The sequence below is a fragment of the Streptomyces sp. BR123 genome, assembly GCF_013401435.1.
GTDB lineage: Bacteria > Actinomycetota > Actinomycetes > Streptomycetales > Streptomycetaceae > Streptomyces.
In genome coordinates, this window is sequence record NZ_JACBGN010000181.1 from 1 (window position 1) to 14,828 (window position 14,828).

Below are 14,828 nucleotides of genomic sequence, written 5' to 3' on the forward strand. Positions count from 1 at the left end.
AGGCCGCCCCCCGGAGCTCTCCGCAGCCCGGCCGGTGACCCGTCCGGCCCGCCCGTCCCGTCCAGCAGATCCGTGAGGCACCACCAGTGACAACGATCACCCCGAAACCCGGGAACCAGACCTCCGGCCCCGTCCCGGGCGGGCCCTCACTTCGCGACCGGCCCGCCCCGCCCGGTACGCTCACCGCCGTGCCCCACGCTGATCAGCCCAGAACCACCGAGCAAGACGCCCCGGCAACGCCGCCGGGCGCGCCGCGGCCCGCGACCGTCCGCCCGACCCCGCTCACGGAGCTCGCGGCCCTGGTCGACCCCGAGACCGCGCCCGAGCCGCCGGGCCCGCTGATCACCGGGATCACGCACGACTCCCGAGCCGTGCGACCCGGTGACCTGTACGCGGCCCTGCCCGGCGCCCGGCTGCACGGTGCCGACTTCGCGGCCCAGGCGGCCGCCCTCGGCGCCGCGGCCGTGCTGACCGACCCGGCCGGTGCCGAGCGCGCCGCCGCGACCGGTCTGCCGGTGCTCGCCGTCGCGGACCCCCGCGGCCGGATGGGCGGGCTCGCCGCCGCGATCTACGGCCGCCCCGGCGAGGGCCTGCTGCAGATCGGCATCACCGGCACCTCCGGCAAGACGACCACGGCGTACCTCGTCGAGGCGGGCCTGCGCGGGGCGGGCCGGGCCACCGGGCTCGTCGGCACCGTCGAGATGCGCATCGGCGACGAGCGCATCAAGTCCGAGCGGACCACCCCCGAGGCCACCGACCTCCAGGCCCTGTTCGCCGTCATGCGCGAACGCGGCGTCGACGCCGTCGCCATGGAGGTCTCCAGCCACGCCCTCGTGCTCGGCCGGGTCGACGGCTGCGTCTTCGACGTCGCCGTCTTCAACAACCTGAGCCCGGAGCACATGGAGTTCCACTCCGACATGGAGGACTACTTCCAGGCCAAGGCCCAGCTCTTCACCGAGCGCCGGGCCCGCCTGGGCGTGGTCAACATCGACGACGAGTACGGCCGCCGCCTCGCCAAGGAGTCCGCGATCCCGGTCGTGACCTTCTCCGCCGCCGGCGACCCGGGCGCCGACTGGCGCGCCGAGGACGTCGTCTTCGGGCACATGGACTCCACGTTGATCGTGCTCGGCCCGAACGGGGAGCGCGTGTCGGCCACGGCCCCGCTGCCCGGCCCGTTCAACGTCGCCAACACCGTCGCCGCGATCGCCACCCTCGCCGCCGCCGGCCTCGACCCGCAGACCGCCGCCGACGGCGTCGCCGCGGTCCCCGGCGTCCCCGGCCGCCTGGAGCGGGTCGACGCGGGACAGCCGTACCTCGCCGTCGTCGACTACGCGCACAAGACCGACGCCGTCGAATCCGTGCTGAGGGCGCTGCGCGAGGTCACCGCCGGCCGACTGCACATCGTCCTCGGCTGCGGCGGAGACCGCGACACCACCAAGCGCGGCCCGATGGGCGCCGCGGCGGCCCGGTTCGCCGACACCGCCGTGCTGACCTCCGACAACCCGCGCTCCGAGGACCCCCTGAAGATCCTCGCCGCCATGTTCGAGGGCGCCGCCTCCGTGCCCGCCGGCGAGCGCGGCCAGGTCCTCGTCGACGCGGACCGGGCCGCGGCCATCGCCGCCGCCGTCGCACGCGCCGAGCCCGGCGACACCGTGCTGGTCGCGGGCAAGGGCCACGAGCAGGGCCAGGACACCGCCGGTGTCGTACGGCCCTTCGACGACCGTGCGGTGCTCCGCGCCGCGATCGAGGCACAGGCCGCGCGCGACAGCGCCGCGCGGCAGAACGAAGCATGCGTCCCCGAGGCCGAGGTGAACCAGTGATCGCCCTTTCCCTCGCCGAGATCGCCGACATCACCGGCGGGCGGCCCCACGACATACCGGATCCGTCCGTGCGGATCACCGGGTCCGTCGTCATCGACTCCCGCCAGGTGGAGGCCGGCAGCCTGTTCGCCGCCTTCGACGGCGAGCACGTCGACGGCCACGACTACGCGAAGGGGGCCGTCGACTCCGGTGCGGCGGCCGTCCTCGCCACCCGGCCCGTCGGCGTCCCCGCGATCGTCGTGCCCGACGTCGAGAAGGCGCTCGGCGCCCTCGCCCGGGCCGTCGTGCAGCGTCTCGGCACCGACGTGGTGGCCCTGACCGGCTCCGCCGGCAAGACCTCCACCAAGGACCTCATCGCCCAGGTGCTCCAGACCCACGCCCCCACCGTGTGGACGCCCGGCTCCCTCAACAACGAGATCGGCCTGCCGCTCACCGCGCTGCGCGCCACCGGGGAGACCCGGCACCTGGTGCTGGAGATGGGCGCCCGAGGCATCGGGCACATCGCCTACCTCACCGGCCTGACGCCGCCGCGCATCGGCGTGGTGCTCAACGTCGGCACCGCCCACATCGGCGAGTTCGGCGGCCGCGAGCAGATCGCCGTCGCCAAGGGCGAGCTGGTCGAGGCCCTGCCCGCCGCGGCCGACGGCGGAGTCGCCGTCCTCAACGCCGACGACCCCCTGGTCCGGGCCATGTCCGCCCGCACCCGGGCCCGTACGCTGCTCTTCGGCGAGGCCGAGGACGCCGACGTACGGGCTTCGGAAGTCCGGATGACCCCCGCCGGACAGCCCGCCTTCACACTTCACACCCCCACCGGGTGCGGCGAAGTGACCTTGCGCCTGTACGGTGAGCACCACGTGTCGAACGCGCTTGCCGCGGCCGCCGTCGCCCACGTGCTGGGCATGTCCGTCGACGAGATCGCCACCGCGCTCTCCGGGGCGGGCACCTTGTCCCGGTGGCGGATGGAGGTCACCGAGCGAGCGGACGGCGTCACGGTCGTCAACGACGCCTACAACGCGAACCCCGAGTCCATGCGGGCCGCACTGCGCGCGCTGGCCGCCATGGGCGGCGCCGCCAGGGCGAACGGGGGGCGCACGTGGGCGGTGCTCGGTCCCATGGCCGAACTCGGTGACGCCGCGCTGGCCGAGCACGACGCGGTGGGACGGCTTGCCGTCCGGCTCAACGTGAGCAAGCTCGTCGCAGTCGGGGGCAGGGAAGCGTCCTGGCTGCAACTGGGCGCCTATAACGAGGGTTCGTGGGGTGAGGAGTCGGTGCTCGTGTCCGACGCGCAGGCGGCGATCGACCTGTTGCGCAGTGAACTGCGCCCGGGGGACGTCGTGCTGGTGAAGGCTTCCAGGTCGATCGGCCTGGAGCGGGTCGCGCAGGCGCTGCTCGACGGCGCCGAGGGCGAGGTCGCCGGCCGATGAGGCAGATCCTGTTCGCCGGTGTCATCGGTATGTTCCTCACCGTCATCGGCACCCCGCTGCTGATCAAGCTGCTGGCCCGCAAGGGCTACGGCCAGTTCATCCGTGACGACGGCCCCCGCGGCCACCTCGGGAAGAAGGGCACGCCCACCATGGGCGGCATCTCCTTCATCCTGGCCACGCTCATCGCGTACGCCCTGACGAAGGTGCTGACCGGCGCGTCGCCGTCGCTCTCCGGCGTCCTGGTGCTGTTCCTGATGGCCGGCATGGGCCTCGTCGGCTACCTCGACGACTACATCAAGATCGTCAAGCGGCGTTCGCTCGGTCTGCGGGCCAAGGCCAAGATGGCCGGCCAGCTGATCGTCGGTGTCGCCTTCGCCGTGCTGGCGCTGCAGTTCAAGGACGCCCGGGGGCTCGCCCCGGCCTCCATGAAGCTGTCGTTCGTCAACGACTTCGGCTGGTCGATCGGCCCCGTCCTGTTCGTGGTCTGGGCGCTGTTCATGATCCTGGCCATGTCCAACGGCGTGAACCTGACGGACGGTCTGGACGGCCTGGCCACCGGCGCCGCCGTGATGGTCTTCGGCGCCTACACGTTCATCGGCGTCTGGCAGCACCAGGAGTCCTGCGCCAACGCGGCGACCCTGACCAACCCGAACGCCTGCTTCGAGGTACGCGATCCGCTCGACCTGGCGGTCGTCGCCTCCGCCCTCATGGGCGCCTGCTTCGGCTTCCTGTGGTGGAACACCTCGCCCGCCAAGATCTTCATGGGCGACACCGGCTCGCTGGCCCTCGGCGGCGCGCTCGCCGGTCTGGCGATCTGCTCCCGCACGGAGTTCCTGATCGCCCTCCTCGGCGGCCTCTTCGTGCTCATCACCTTCTCGGTGGTCATCCAGGTCGGCTCCTTCCGTCTGACCGGGAAGCGCGTCTTCCGGATGGCTCCGCTGCAGCACCACTTCGAACTCAAGGGCTGGTCCGAAGTACTCGTGGTGGTCCGCTTCTGGATCATCCAGGGCATGTGCGTGATCGTCGGACTCGGACTCTTCTACGCTGGATGGGCAGCCGACAAGTGACCTCCTGGCAGGGCAAGAACATCACCGTCGCCGGTCTCGGCGTGAGCGGCATCAGCGCCGCCCGCGCCCTGGCCGGCCTCGGCGCTTCTGTGACCGTCGTCGACGGCGGCGACGGCGAGGGCCACCGCGCCAAGGCCGCCGAACTCGCGGACCTGGGCGTCTCCGTCCGCCTCGGCGATGCCGAGACGCTGCCCGAGGGCACCGACCTCGTCGTCACCTCGCCCGGCTGGAAGCCGGACAGCCCGCTGTTCGCCGCCGCTGCGGCGGCCGGCGTCGACGTCGTGGGTGACGTGGAGATCGCCTGGCAGCTGCGCGGGTCCCGGCCCGGGCGCACGCCCGCCCCGTGGCTCGCGATCACCGGGACGAACGGCAAGACCACCACGACCCAGATGCTCGCCTCGATCCTCAGGGCCGCCGGCCTGAAGACCGCGGCCGTCGGCAACATCGGCACCCCGATCATCGACGTGGTGCTCGGTGAGGAGGAGTACGACGTCCTCGCCGTCGAGCTCTCCAGCTACCAGCTGCACTGGGCGCCCTCCGTACGCGCCCACTCGGCGGCCGTGCTCAACCTGGCCCCGGACCACCTGGACTGGCACGGCTCGATGGAGGCCTACGCCGCCGACAAGGGCCGCATCTACGAGGGCAACACCGTCGCCTGCGTCTACAACGTCGCCGACCCCGCCACCGAGCGGCTCGTCGAGGAGGCCGACGTCGTGGAGGGCTGCCGCGCCATCGGCTTCACCCTCGGCTCCCCCGGCCCCTCCATGCTCGGCGTCGTCGACGGGATCCTCGTCGACCGCGCCTTCGTCGAGAACCGGCAGAAGAACGCCCAGGAGCTCGCCGAGGTCTCGGACGTCACCCCGCCTGCCCCGCACAACATCGCCAACGCGCTCGCCGCGGCGGCCCTGGCCCGCGCCTTCGGCGTCCCGCCGCGCGCGGTCCGCGACGGGCTGCGCGACTTCCGCCCGGACGCGCACCGGGTCGCGTTCGTGGACGAGGTCGCCGGGGTCGCGTACGTCGACGACTCCAAGGCCACCAACACGCACGCCGCCGAGGCCTCACTGGCCGCGTACGAACCGGTCGTGTGGATCGCGGGCGGCCTGGCCAAGGGCGCGACCTTCGACGAGCTCGTGCAGAAGTCGGCCGAGCGGCTGCGCGGCGCGGTGCTGATCGGCGCCGACCGGGCGCTCATCGCCGCGGCGCTGGCGCGACACGCCCCCGATGTCCCGGTCGTCGACCTCGGCCGGACCGACACTGGGGCGATGCTCGCGGCGGTCCGGGAGGCGGCCCGGCTCGCCGAAGCCGGGGACACGGTCCTGCTGGCGCCCGCCTGTGCGTCGATGGACATGTTCGCGAACTACAACAAGCGCGGGGACGCCTTCGCGGACGCGGTGCGCGAACTGGCCGCCGAAAGCGCCTAGGCCGGGCAGGAGGACCTCCCCGACCGGGCGGCTGCCCGCCGCGTACGAGTGGAGGGGAAGGTTCCAGATGCCGGCCAAGCAGGTGCTGCCCGGGCGGCGGCCATCCGCGGGGAAGGCCGCCGCCGGCCCGTTGAAGGGACTGAGGGCCGTCAAGGTGCAGGGCCGCAGACGTCCGGTACCGGGAGCACGGCGGCCCTCCGGGGGCGGGCCGCTGACCCGGCTGCGGCGGACCCAGCGGCAGCTGCGCCGGGCCTGGGACCGGCCCCTCACCGCGTATTACCTGATCTTCGGCAGCTCGCTGCTCATCACCGTGCTCGGCCTGGTGATGGTCTACTCGGCCTCGATGATCAAGGCCCTTCAGCTGGGCCTGGGGGACGCGTACTTCTTCAAGAAGCAGTTCGTCGCCGCCCTGATCGGCACCCTCCTGCTGCTCGCCGCCTCCCGGATGCCGGTCAAGCTGCACCGGGCGCTGTCCTACCCCGTGCTCGCCGGCACCCTGTTCCTGATGGTCCTGGTCCAGGTCCCCGGGATAGGGGTGGCGATCAACGGCAACCAGAACTGGATCTCCCTCGGCGGCCCGTTCATGCTCCAGCCCAGCGAGTTCGGCAAGCTGGCGCTGATCCTGTGGGGCGCCGACCTGCTGGCCCGCAAGGGCGACAAGGGCCTGCTGACCCAGTGGAAGCACCTGCTGGTGCCGCTGGTCCCGGTGGCCTTCCTGCTGCTCGGGCTGATCATGCTCGGCGGCGACATGGGCACCGCCATGATCCTCGGCGCCGTCCTGTTCGGCATGCTCTGGCTCGCGGGCGCCCCCACCCGGCTCTTCGCGGCGGTGCTGGCCTTCACGGGTGTGATCGTCGCACTGCTGATCAAGACCAGCCCCCACCGCATGGACCGGCTCGCCTGCCTCGGCGCTACCGAACCGGGCAAAAACGACCTCTGCTGGCAGGCCGTACACGGGATCTACGCCCTCGCATCGGGCGGATGGTTCGGTTCCGGTTTGGGGGCCAGCGTGGAAAAATGGGGCCAACTGCCGGAAGCCCACACCGACTTCATCTTCGCCATCACCGGGGAGGAACTGGGTCTGGCGGGGACGCTGTCGGTACTCGCCCTGTTCGCGGCTCTAGGCTATGCGGGTATCCGCGTGGCCGGACGCACGGAGGACTCCTTCGTACGCTATGCCGCGGGAGGCGTGACCACCTGGATCACGGCCCAGGCCGTGATCAACATCGGTGCGGTGCTCGGCCTGCTGCCGATCGCCGGAGTCCCGCTCCCGCTGTTCTCGTACGGAGGCTCCGCCCTGCTGCCGACCATGTTCGCGGTCGGACTGCTCATCGCCTTCGCGCGGGAGGAGCCGGCCGCGCGTGCGGCGCTCGCGATGCGCCAGCCGAGGTCCGGCTGGAAGCGGACCGGGCGGAGATGGAAGTCGATGAGACGGCGCGTCAAGGCGCGTCCGTCCGGAGAGCGGTGAATTTCGGTGCATGTCGTACTCGCCGGTGGGGGGACCGCCGGCCACATCGAGCCCGCGCTCGCCCTCGCGGACGCCCTGCGCAGGCAGGACCCCTCCGTGGGCATCACCGCCCTCGGCACGGAGCGCGGACTCGAGACCCGCCTCGTGCCCGAGCGCGGCTACGAGCTGGGCCTGATCCCCGCCGTCCCGCTGCCCCGCAAGCCCACCCCCGAGCTCATCACCGTCCCGGGGCGGCTGCGCGGCACCATCAAGGCGGCCGAGGAGATCCTGGAGCGCACCAAGGCCGACGTCGTCGTCGGCTTCGGCGGCTACGTGGCCCTGCCCGGCTACCTCGCGGCCAAGCGGCTCGGCGTGCCGATCATCGTCCACGAGGCCAACGCCCGCCCTGGCCTCGCCAACAAGATCGGCTCCCGCTACGCCCATGCCGTCGCCGTCTCCACGCCCGACAGCAAGCTCCGCGGTGCCCGCTACGTCGGCATCCCGCTGCGCCGCACCATCGCCACCCTGGACCGCGCCGCGGCCCGCCCCGAGGCCCGCGCCGCCTTCGGCCTGGACCCCAACCTGCCGACCCTGCTCGTCTCCGGCGGCTCACAGGGCGCCCGCCGCCTCAACGAGACCATGCAGCAGGCCGCCCCGACCCTCCAGCGCTCCGGGATCCAGATCCTGCACGCGGTCGGCCCGAAGAACGAAATGCCGCACGTCGACAACATGCCCGGGATGCCGCCCTACGTCCCGGTACCGTACGTGGACCGGATGGATCTCGCGTACGCCGCCGCCGACATGATGCTGTGCCGCGCGGGCGCGATGACCGTCGCCGAACTCTCCGCCGTCGGGCTCCCCGCCGCCTACGTCCCGTTGCCGATCGGCAACGGTGAACAGCGGCTCAACGCCCAGCCGGTGGTCAAGGCCGGCGGCGGCCTGCTCGTCGACGACGCGGAGCTGACGCCCGACTGGGTGCTCGGCAACGTCCTGCCGGTGCTGTCCGACCCGCACCGCCTGTACGAGATGTCCCGCGCCGCCTCCGAGTTCGGCCGCCGGGACGCCGACGAGCTGCTGGTTGCGATGGTGTACGAGGCGATCGCCGCCCACCGGAACCGCTGAGGCGGTACCGCGCCGACGCAGGAGGTACAGGAGTGGCCGGAGCGAACACCGCACAGCGCGGGACACCCGGTTCCGACCGGCCCGCCCGCAAGGGCAAGGGCTCCGGCTCTCCCAGGCCGCCCGCCTCGCCCAAGCCGCCCCGGGCGCCGAAGCAGCAGAAGTCGGCGAAGCCGGCCAGGGCCGCAAAGGCAGCGAAACCGGCGAAGGCCTCCAAGGCCCTGTCCGCACCCCGCCCCGGTGTGGTCCGCCTCGTGCGGCGGCTGCGCGGCCGGGGTAGGCTCGCGGCCCTCGCCACGGCGGCCGTGCTGCTCACCGGCGGCGCGTGCTGGGTGCTGTACGGGTCCTCGTGGCTCCGCGTCGAGAAGGTGACCACGAGCGGCACGCAGGTGCTGACCTCCGAACAGGTTCTGGCCGCCGCGGCCGTGCCGGTGGGCTCCCCGCTCGTGGCCGTGGACACCGACGAGATCGGGCGGCGGGTGCGCGCGCGGCTGCCCCGCGTCGATTCGGTCGATGTGGTCCGGGCCTGGCCCCGCGGAATCGGTCTCAAAGTGACGGAACGCAAACCCGTCCTGCTCATCAAAAAGGACGCCAACTTCGTGGAAGTGGACGCTTCGGGCGTGCGATTCGACACGGTCGCGAAAGCGCCCGCCGGCGTACCGCTCCTCGAATTGAACGCCGCCCGGTCGCCGAGCGGCCGCCGCTTCGACGAGGAGCGGCTGCTGCGCGAGGCCGTGGGCGTCGCCGAGGACCTCCCGGAGGCCGTCGCCAAGGAGACCGTGCAGGTCAAGGTGGGCTCGTACGACTCGATCGTGCTGGAGCTGACCCGGGGCCGCTCGGTGGTGTGGGGGAGCGGGGAGCAGGGTGAGGCGAAGGGGAGGGCGTTGACCGCCCTGCTCAAAGCCGCTCCGGGAGCTGCCCGCTTCGACGTGAGCGTTCCCACCGCCCCTGCGGTGTCCGGGAGTTGACGTCCGGTCGCGCGGCGACGCACCCTGGTTGGCCACCGATACGGGTGATCACATAGGGTGAAAAGAAAAACGGGAGGTTCGGCGTGTTCGTTGAACACGCGCTACTTGTCGACTTAGTGTCCTGTTCGGAAGAGTCCAGGGAACAGGCACATGCTTAACCCTAAACTTCAGGGTGAGGGTTCGGGTCGGCGTGTTCGGACCGTCCCACATTTCGGCATCAGTCGTCGCAGCGCAGGCCCGCGAAGCGACGACACGTAACTCGAGGCGAGAGGCCTTCGACGTGGCAGCACCGCAGAACTACCTCGCAGTCATCAAGGTCATCGGTGTCGGCGGCGGTGGTGTCAATGCCATCAACCGGATGATCGAGGTCGGTCTCAAAGGCGTCGAGTTCATCGCCATCAACACGGACGCTCAGGCCCTGTTGATGAGCGACGCCGACGTCAAGCTCGACGTCGGCCGCGAACTCACCCGGGGCCTCGGCGCCGGAGCCAACCCGGCAGTCGGCCGCAAGGCGGCCGAGGACCACCGCGAGGAGATCGAGGAGGTCCTCAAGGGGGCCGACATGGTCTTCGTCACCGCGGGCGAGGGCGGCGGCACCGGAACCGGCGGCGCCCCGGTCGTCGCGAACATCGCGCGCTCGCTCGGCGCCCTGACCATCGGTGTGGTCACCCGGCCGTTCACCTTCGAGGGGCGGCGCCGGGCGAACCAGGCGGAGGACGGCATCGCCGAGCTCCGCGAAGAGGTCGACACCCTCATCGTCATTCCCAACGACCGGCTGCTGTCCATCTCGGACCGCCAGGTCAGCGTGCTCGACGCCTTCAAGTCGGCCGACCAGGTCCTGCTCTCCGGTGTCCAGGGCATCACCGACCTCATCACCACCCCGGGTCTGATCAACCTCGACTTCGCAGACGTCAAGTCCGTGATGTCCGAAGCCGGCTCGGCCCTCATGGGCATCGGCTCGGCCCGCGGCGACGACCGTGCGGTGGCCGCCGCGGAGATGGCGATCTCCTCGCCGCTCCTGGAGGCGTCCATCGACGGCGCCCGCGGCGTCCTGCTGTCCATCTCCGGCGGCTCGGACCTCGGCCTGTTCGAGATCAACGAGGCCGCCCAGCTGGTGAGCGAGGCCGCGCACCCCGAGGCGAACATCATCTTCGGCGCCGTCATCGACGACGCCCTCGGTGACGAGGTGCGGGTCACCGTCATCGCCGCCGGCTTCGACGGCGGGCAGCCCCCGGCCCGCCGCGACAACGTGGTGGGCGCCGCCTCCACCAAGCGCGAGGAGCCGGCTCCGGCCCCGGTCCGCGCCCCCGAGCCGGTCCGCTCGGCCTTCGGCGGCCTCGGCACCGTGACCCCGCGCGAGGAGCCCCCGGCCCCGGCCGAACCGGTCGCCCCGGTCGAGGTCGCGCCCCCCGCACCGCAGGTCCCCACGGCCCGTCCCTACCAGGACAGCCCGGCCGAGGAACTGGACGTACCGGACTTCCTGAAGTGACTCTGGGGCAGCACAGCGAGAGCGGCGCCCACTTCGCCTTCACCGACCGGTGGGGCGGGGTGAGCGCCGTTCCGTACGAGGAGCTCAATCTCGGCGGCGCGGTCGGAGACGACCCGGCCGCCGTTCTGGCGAACCGGGCGATCGCGGCCGAGACCCTGGGCATCGAACCGGACCTGGTGGTCTGGATGAACCAGGTGCACGGCAAGGACGTCGCGGTGGTCCCCGGACCCTGGGAGCCCGGCCGGGCCGTACCCGAGGTGGACGCGGTGGTGACCGCCCGCCGGGGCCTGGCCCTGGCAGTGCTCACCGCGGACTGCACTCCGGTGCTGCTGGCCGACCCCGTCGCCGGGGTCGCCGGCGCCGCCCACGCGGGCCGGCCCGGCCTGGTCGCCGGAGTGGTTCCCGCCGCCGTCGAGGCGATGGTCGCGCTCGGGGCCGAGCCCGGGCGGATCATCGCCCGCACCGGCCCCGCGGTCTGCGGGCGCTGTTACGAGGTGCCCGTCGCCATGCGCGACGAGGTCGCCGAGGCGGTTCCGGCGGCCCGGTCCGAGACGAGCTGGGGAACGCCCGCGGTCGACGTGGTCGCCGGGGTGCACGCCCAGCTCGCCGAGGCGGGGGTGGTGAACAGGCACCGCTCGCCGGTCTGCACACTGGAGTCGCGGGACCACTTCTCGTACCGCCGCGACCGGGTGACCGGGCGGCTTGCCGGATATGTCTGGTTGGACTAGTTGATGACGGATCGTAAGTCGGAACTCGCGGAGAACCTGGCGCGGGTGGAGGAGCGCATCTCCTCCGCCTGCGCCGCCGCGGGGCGTGCGCGGGACGAGGTGACGCTCATCGTCGTCACCAAGACCCATCCCGCGAGCGACGTACGACTGCTGGCGGAGCTGGGTGTCCGTCATGTTGCGGAGAATCGCGACCAGGATGCCGCCCCCAAGGCGGCCGCGTGCGCGGATCTGCCGCTCACCTGGCACTTCGTCGGCCAGTTGCAGACCAACAAAGCCCGTTCCGTTGCCGGATATGCGCATGTGGTGCAGTCGGTCGATCGGCCCCGGCTGGTCACCGCGCTCTCCGCGGCGGCGGAGCAGAGCGGGCGGGAGCTCGGCTGCCTCGTGCAGATCGCCCTCGACGCCGAGTCGGGGGAGCGCGGCAGCCGCGGCGGCGCGGCTGCCGAGCAGCTCGCCGAACTCGCGGACCTCGTGGCCGGGGCGCCGGGACTGCGGATCGACGGCGTGATGACCGTGGCTCCGCTGGTCGGCCCCTATGCGGGACGTGAACGGGCCGCTTTCGAGCGGCTGGTGGAATTGTCATCCCGCCTGCGCGGGGACCATCCGGCTGCCACGATGGTGTCGGCCGGGATGAGTGCAGATCTGGAAGAGGCCGTTGCGGCCGGTGCGACACATGTACGCGTCGGCACTGCGGTACTCGGCGCGAGACCCCGGCTCGGGTAACGTCGCGAAGCAAGTCGGACCACAGCAGAAAATATGGTCATTCCCGCTGGAGGGCGGACAGACCACGTGGATCGCGGGCAGTTGGTGACTTCGGTGACACAGCGACACACCTGCGAGACGGCGATCCACCACAGAGCGGAGGACTCAGAGAATGGCCGGCGCGATGCGCAAGATGGCGGTCTACCTCGGCCTCGTGGAGGACGACCGGTACGACAACCCGGGATACGACCCCGACGACGAGTTCGAACCCGAGCCGGAACCGGAACGGGATCGCCGGCGCCAGCAGCAGCCCGTGCACCAGGCACCCGTGCCGGAGGAACCGGTGCGGGCCGTGCAGCCCCCGCCGCAACGGGAACCGACGCCCCTGCCGGTCGAAAGCGGACGTCCTGCCCGAATTGCCCCCGTGGCATCCATCACACCTGAACGCTCGAACGTGGAGAAGAACGCCCCCGTGATCATGCCCAAGGTCGTCTCCGAGCGGGAGCCGTACCGCATCACCACGCTGCACCCCCGGACGTACAACGAGGCCCGTACCATCGGGGAACACTTCCGTGAGGGCACTCCGGTGATCATGAACCTCACGGAGATGGACGACACGGACGCAAAGCGACTTGTCGACTTTGCTGCCGGTCTCGTGTTCGGATTGCACGGCAGTATTGAACGGGTGACACAGAAGGTGTTCCTGCTCTCGCCTGCTAACGTCGATGTCACGGCGGAGGACAAGGCCCGCATTGCGGAGGGCGGGTTCTTCAACCAAAGCTAGACCGATCCGTCAGACACGGGGCGGAACGAGAGTGAGAGCAGGGGAGAGGGAAGCGCGGGATGGGCGTCGCACTACAGGTGGTCTACATCGCGCTGATGTGCTTCCTCATCGTGCTGATCTTCCGACTGGTGATGGACTACGTCTTCCAGTTCGCACGTTCGTGGACACCCGGCAAGGCGATGGTGGTCGTCCTGGAGGCGACCTACACTGTCACCGATCCGCCGCTCAAGCTTCTCAGGCGGTTCATTCCGCCGTTGCGTCTCGGGGGCGTGGCACTCGACCTGTCCTTCTTCGTTCTGATGATCATCGTTTACATCCTCATCAGCTTCGTGAGCACAGCTGCGAGAAGCGTGTGAACGATGAGCTTTCCCGCACGCGCGGGGACAGTCCCGATCCGGTCTTGCCGACTGCCGACGACTACGTAGAGGTGAAGAAGACATGCCGCTGACTCCCGAGGACGTGCGGAACAAGCAGTTCACGACCGTCCGCCTCCGAGAAGGCTATGACGAGGACGAGGTCGATGCCTTCCTCGACGAGGTCGAAGCCGAGCTGACGCGCCTGCTGCGCGAGAACGAGGACCTGCGCGCCAAGCTGGCCGCAGCCACGCGCGCCGCCGCGCAGAACCAGCAGCAGCAGGGCATGCGCAAGCCGGAACCGCAGGACCAGCGGCCCGGTGGTCCCGTGCCCGCCGCCATATCCGGCCCGCCGGCCCAGCAGGGACCGCCGCAGATGGGTCCGCCGCAGCTGCCGGGCGGCGCGCCGCAGCTCCCGGCCGGCCCCGGCCCGATGGGCGGCCCGGGCGGCCCGCAGGGCCCCGGTGGCCCCGGCCCGATGGGCGGCCCCATGCACCCCATGGGTGGTCAGCAGTCCATGGGCGGCCAGAACCCGCTCGGCCAGCAGATGCAGCCGATGGGGCAGCAGATGCAGCCGATGGGGCAGCAGATGCAGCCCATGGGCCAGCAGATGCAGCCCATGCAGCCGCAGCAGCCGCAGCTCCCGCAGCAGGGCCCCGGCGGCGACAGCGCCGCCCGTGTCCTGTCCCTGGCCCAGCAGACCGCCGACCAGGCGATCGCGGAGGCCCGTTCCGAGGCCAACAAGATCGTCGGTGAGGCGCGCAGCCGCGCCGAGGGCCTGGAGCGGGACGCCCGCGCCAAGGCCGACGCGCTGGAGCGGGACGCGCAGGAGAAGCACCGCGTCGCGATGGGCTCGCTGGAGTCCGCGCGCGCCACGCTGGAGCGCAAGGTCGAGGACCTGCGGGGCTTCGAGCGTGAGTACCGTACGCGCCTGAAGTCCTACCTGGAGTCGCAGCTGCGCCAGCTCGAGACCCAGGCCGACGACTCCCTGGCCCCGCCGCGGAACCCGGCCGGTCCGGCGCTGCCGCCGTCGCCGTCCCCGTCGATGGCCCCCGCCGGTTCCATGGGCATGGGCGGCCCGTCCCCGATGAGCAGCCCGTCGCCGATGGGCGGCCCCTCGCCGATGGGCGGGCCGTCGTACGGCGGGCAGCAGCAGATGTCTCCGGCCATGACGCAGCCGATGGCTCCGGTGCGGCCTGCTGCGCCGCAGCCGATGCAGGCGCCGTCGCCGATGCGCGGCTTCCTCATCGACGAGGACGACAACTGACCTGACGTCGCCGTCAGCAGTCACCACGGGCCGGGCCCGGGTTCCTGAGGAACCCGGGCCCGGCCCGTTCCCGTACCCGGTCCGCTTCCCGCCCGTCGGCGCGGTGCCGATCCCCTGCGGGGCCGATCCCCTCCCCGCCCCTTCACCGTTTCTGCCCTCAATCGCCGGGCGGGCTGGATGGTGCCGGGGCGGGCTGCATGGTGCCGGCCGGGCTGGATGGTGCAGGGGCGGCTGAAGGG

At 71.7% G+C, this 14,828-nt stretch carries 13 protein-coding genes; all 13 read left to right on the forward strand.

Annotated elements, in window-relative coordinates; translation table 11 throughout:
* The first annotated feature begins 86 nt into the window (after positions 1-86).
* Entirely contained in the window at positions 87-1,820 is a 1,734-nt protein-coding gene (locus HYE82_RS24395; RefSeq protein WP_179176292.1) for a UDP-N-acetylmuramoyl-L-alanyl-D-glutamate--2,6-diaminopimelate ligase, read from the forward strand.
* Positions 1,817-3,244 (forward strand): UDP-N-acetylmuramoyl-tripeptide--D-alanyl-D-alanine ligase, encoded by a 1,428-nt coding sequence (gene murF / locus HYE82_RS24400; RefSeq protein ID WP_179176293.1) that lies wholly within the window; start codon positions 1,817-1,819, stop codon positions 3,242-3,244. The genes HYE82_RS24395 and murF overlap by 4 nt, the downstream gene beginning before the upstream one ends.
* Positions 3,241-4,311 (forward strand): phospho-N-acetylmuramoyl-pentapeptide-transferase, encoded by a 1,071-nt coding sequence (gene mraY, locus HYE82_RS24405; protein WP_179176294.1) that lies wholly within the window; start codon positions 3,241-3,243, stop codon positions 4,309-4,311. The genes murF and mraY overlap by 4 nt, the downstream gene beginning before the upstream one ends.
* Complete coding sequence (gene murD, locus HYE82_RS24410) at positions 4,293-5,732, forward strand: UDP-N-acetylmuramoyl-L-alanine--D-glutamate ligase (RefSeq protein WP_179176295.1); 1,440 nt, start codon at positions 4,293-4,295, stop codon at positions 5,730-5,732. The genes mraY and murD overlap by 19 nt, the downstream gene beginning before the upstream one ends.
* Before the next feature lie 67 nt (positions 5,733-5,799).
* Positions 5,800-7,200, forward strand: a complete 1,401-nt coding sequence (ftsW, locus tag HYE82_RS24415) for a putative lipid II flippase FtsW (RefSeq protein ID WP_179176296.1) — start codon at positions 5,800-5,802, stop codon at positions 7,198-7,200.
* 6 nt (positions 7,201-7,206) lie between these two features.
* Entirely contained in the window at positions 7,207-8,301 is a 1,095-nt protein-coding gene (gene murG, locus HYE82_RS24420; protein WP_179176297.1) for an undecaprenyldiphospho-muramoylpentapeptide beta-N-acetylglucosaminyltransferase, read from the forward strand.
* A gap of 302 nt (positions 8,302-8,603) precedes the next feature.
* Positions 8,604-9,266, forward strand: a complete 663-nt coding sequence (locus HYE82_RS24425) for an FtsQ-type POTRA domain-containing protein (protein ID WP_309144436.1) — start codon at positions 8,604-8,606, stop codon at positions 9,264-9,266.
* Positions 9,267-9,546: 280 nt separating this feature from the next.
* Positions 9,547-10,755: a cell division protein FtsZ gene (gene ftsZ / locus HYE82_RS24430; RefSeq protein ID WP_179176298.1), complete on the forward strand. Its 1,209-nt coding sequence runs from the start codon at positions 9,547-9,549 to the stop codon at positions 10,753-10,755.
* Complete coding sequence (gene pgeF / locus HYE82_RS24435) at positions 10,752-11,483, forward strand: peptidoglycan editing factor PgeF (RefSeq protein ID WP_179176299.1); 732 nt, start codon at positions 10,752-10,754, stop codon at positions 11,481-11,483. The genes ftsZ and pgeF overlap by 4 nt, the downstream gene beginning before the upstream one ends.
* Before the next feature lie 3 nt (positions 11,484-11,486).
* Positions 11,487-12,206, forward strand: a complete 720-nt coding sequence (locus tag HYE82_RS24440) for a YggS family pyridoxal phosphate-dependent enzyme (protein ID WP_179176303.1) — start codon at positions 11,487-11,489, stop codon at positions 12,204-12,206.
* Positions 12,207-12,357: 151 nt separating this feature from the next.
* Complete coding sequence (locus HYE82_RS24445) at positions 12,358-12,969, forward strand: cell division protein SepF (protein WP_179176300.1); 612 nt, start codon at positions 12,358-12,360, stop codon at positions 12,967-12,969.
* A 59-nt stretch (positions 12,970-13,028) separates the two neighbouring features.
* Positions 13,029-13,325 (forward strand): YggT family protein, encoded by a 297-nt coding sequence (locus HYE82_RS24450; protein WP_030155988.1) that lies wholly within the window; start codon positions 13,029-13,031, stop codon positions 13,323-13,325.
* 82 nt (positions 13,326-13,407) lie between these two features.
* A complete protein-coding gene (locus HYE82_RS24455) occupies positions 13,408-14,589 on the forward strand; it encodes a DivIVA domain-containing protein (protein ID WP_179176301.1) in 1,182 nt (393 codons plus the stop codon).
* Positions 14,590-14,828: the final 239 nt, after the last annotated feature.

Excerpts from the sequence above, each read along its gene's own strand:
- mraY (WP_179176294.1), top strand. The coding sequence starts at position 3,241 with ATGAGGCAGATCCTGTTCGCCGGTGTCATCGGTATGTTCCTCACCGTC.
- murD (WP_179176295.1), top strand. The coding sequence starts at position 4,293 with ATGGGCAGCCGACAAGTGACCTCCTGGCAGGGCAAGAACATCACCGTC.
- ftsW (WP_179176296.1), top strand. The coding sequence starts at position 5,800 with ATGCCGGCCAAGCAGGTGCTGCCCGGGCGGCGGCCATCCGCGGGGAAG.
- HYE82_RS24440 (WP_179176303.1), top strand. The coding sequence starts at position 11,487 with ATGACGGATCGTAAGTCGGAACTCGCGGAGAACCTGGCGCGGGTGGAG.
- HYE82_RS24445 (WP_179176300.1), top strand. The coding sequence starts at position 12,358 with ATGGCCGGCGCGATGCGCAAGATGGCGGTCTACCTCGGCCTCGTGGAG.
- HYE82_RS24450 (WP_030155988.1), top strand. The coding sequence starts at position 13,029 with ATGGGCGTCGCACTACAGGTGGTCTACATCGCGCTGATGTGCTTCCTC.
- HYE82_RS24455 (WP_179176301.1), top strand. The coding sequence starts at position 13,408 with ATGCCGCTGACTCCCGAGGACGTGCGGAACAAGCAGTTCACGACCGTC.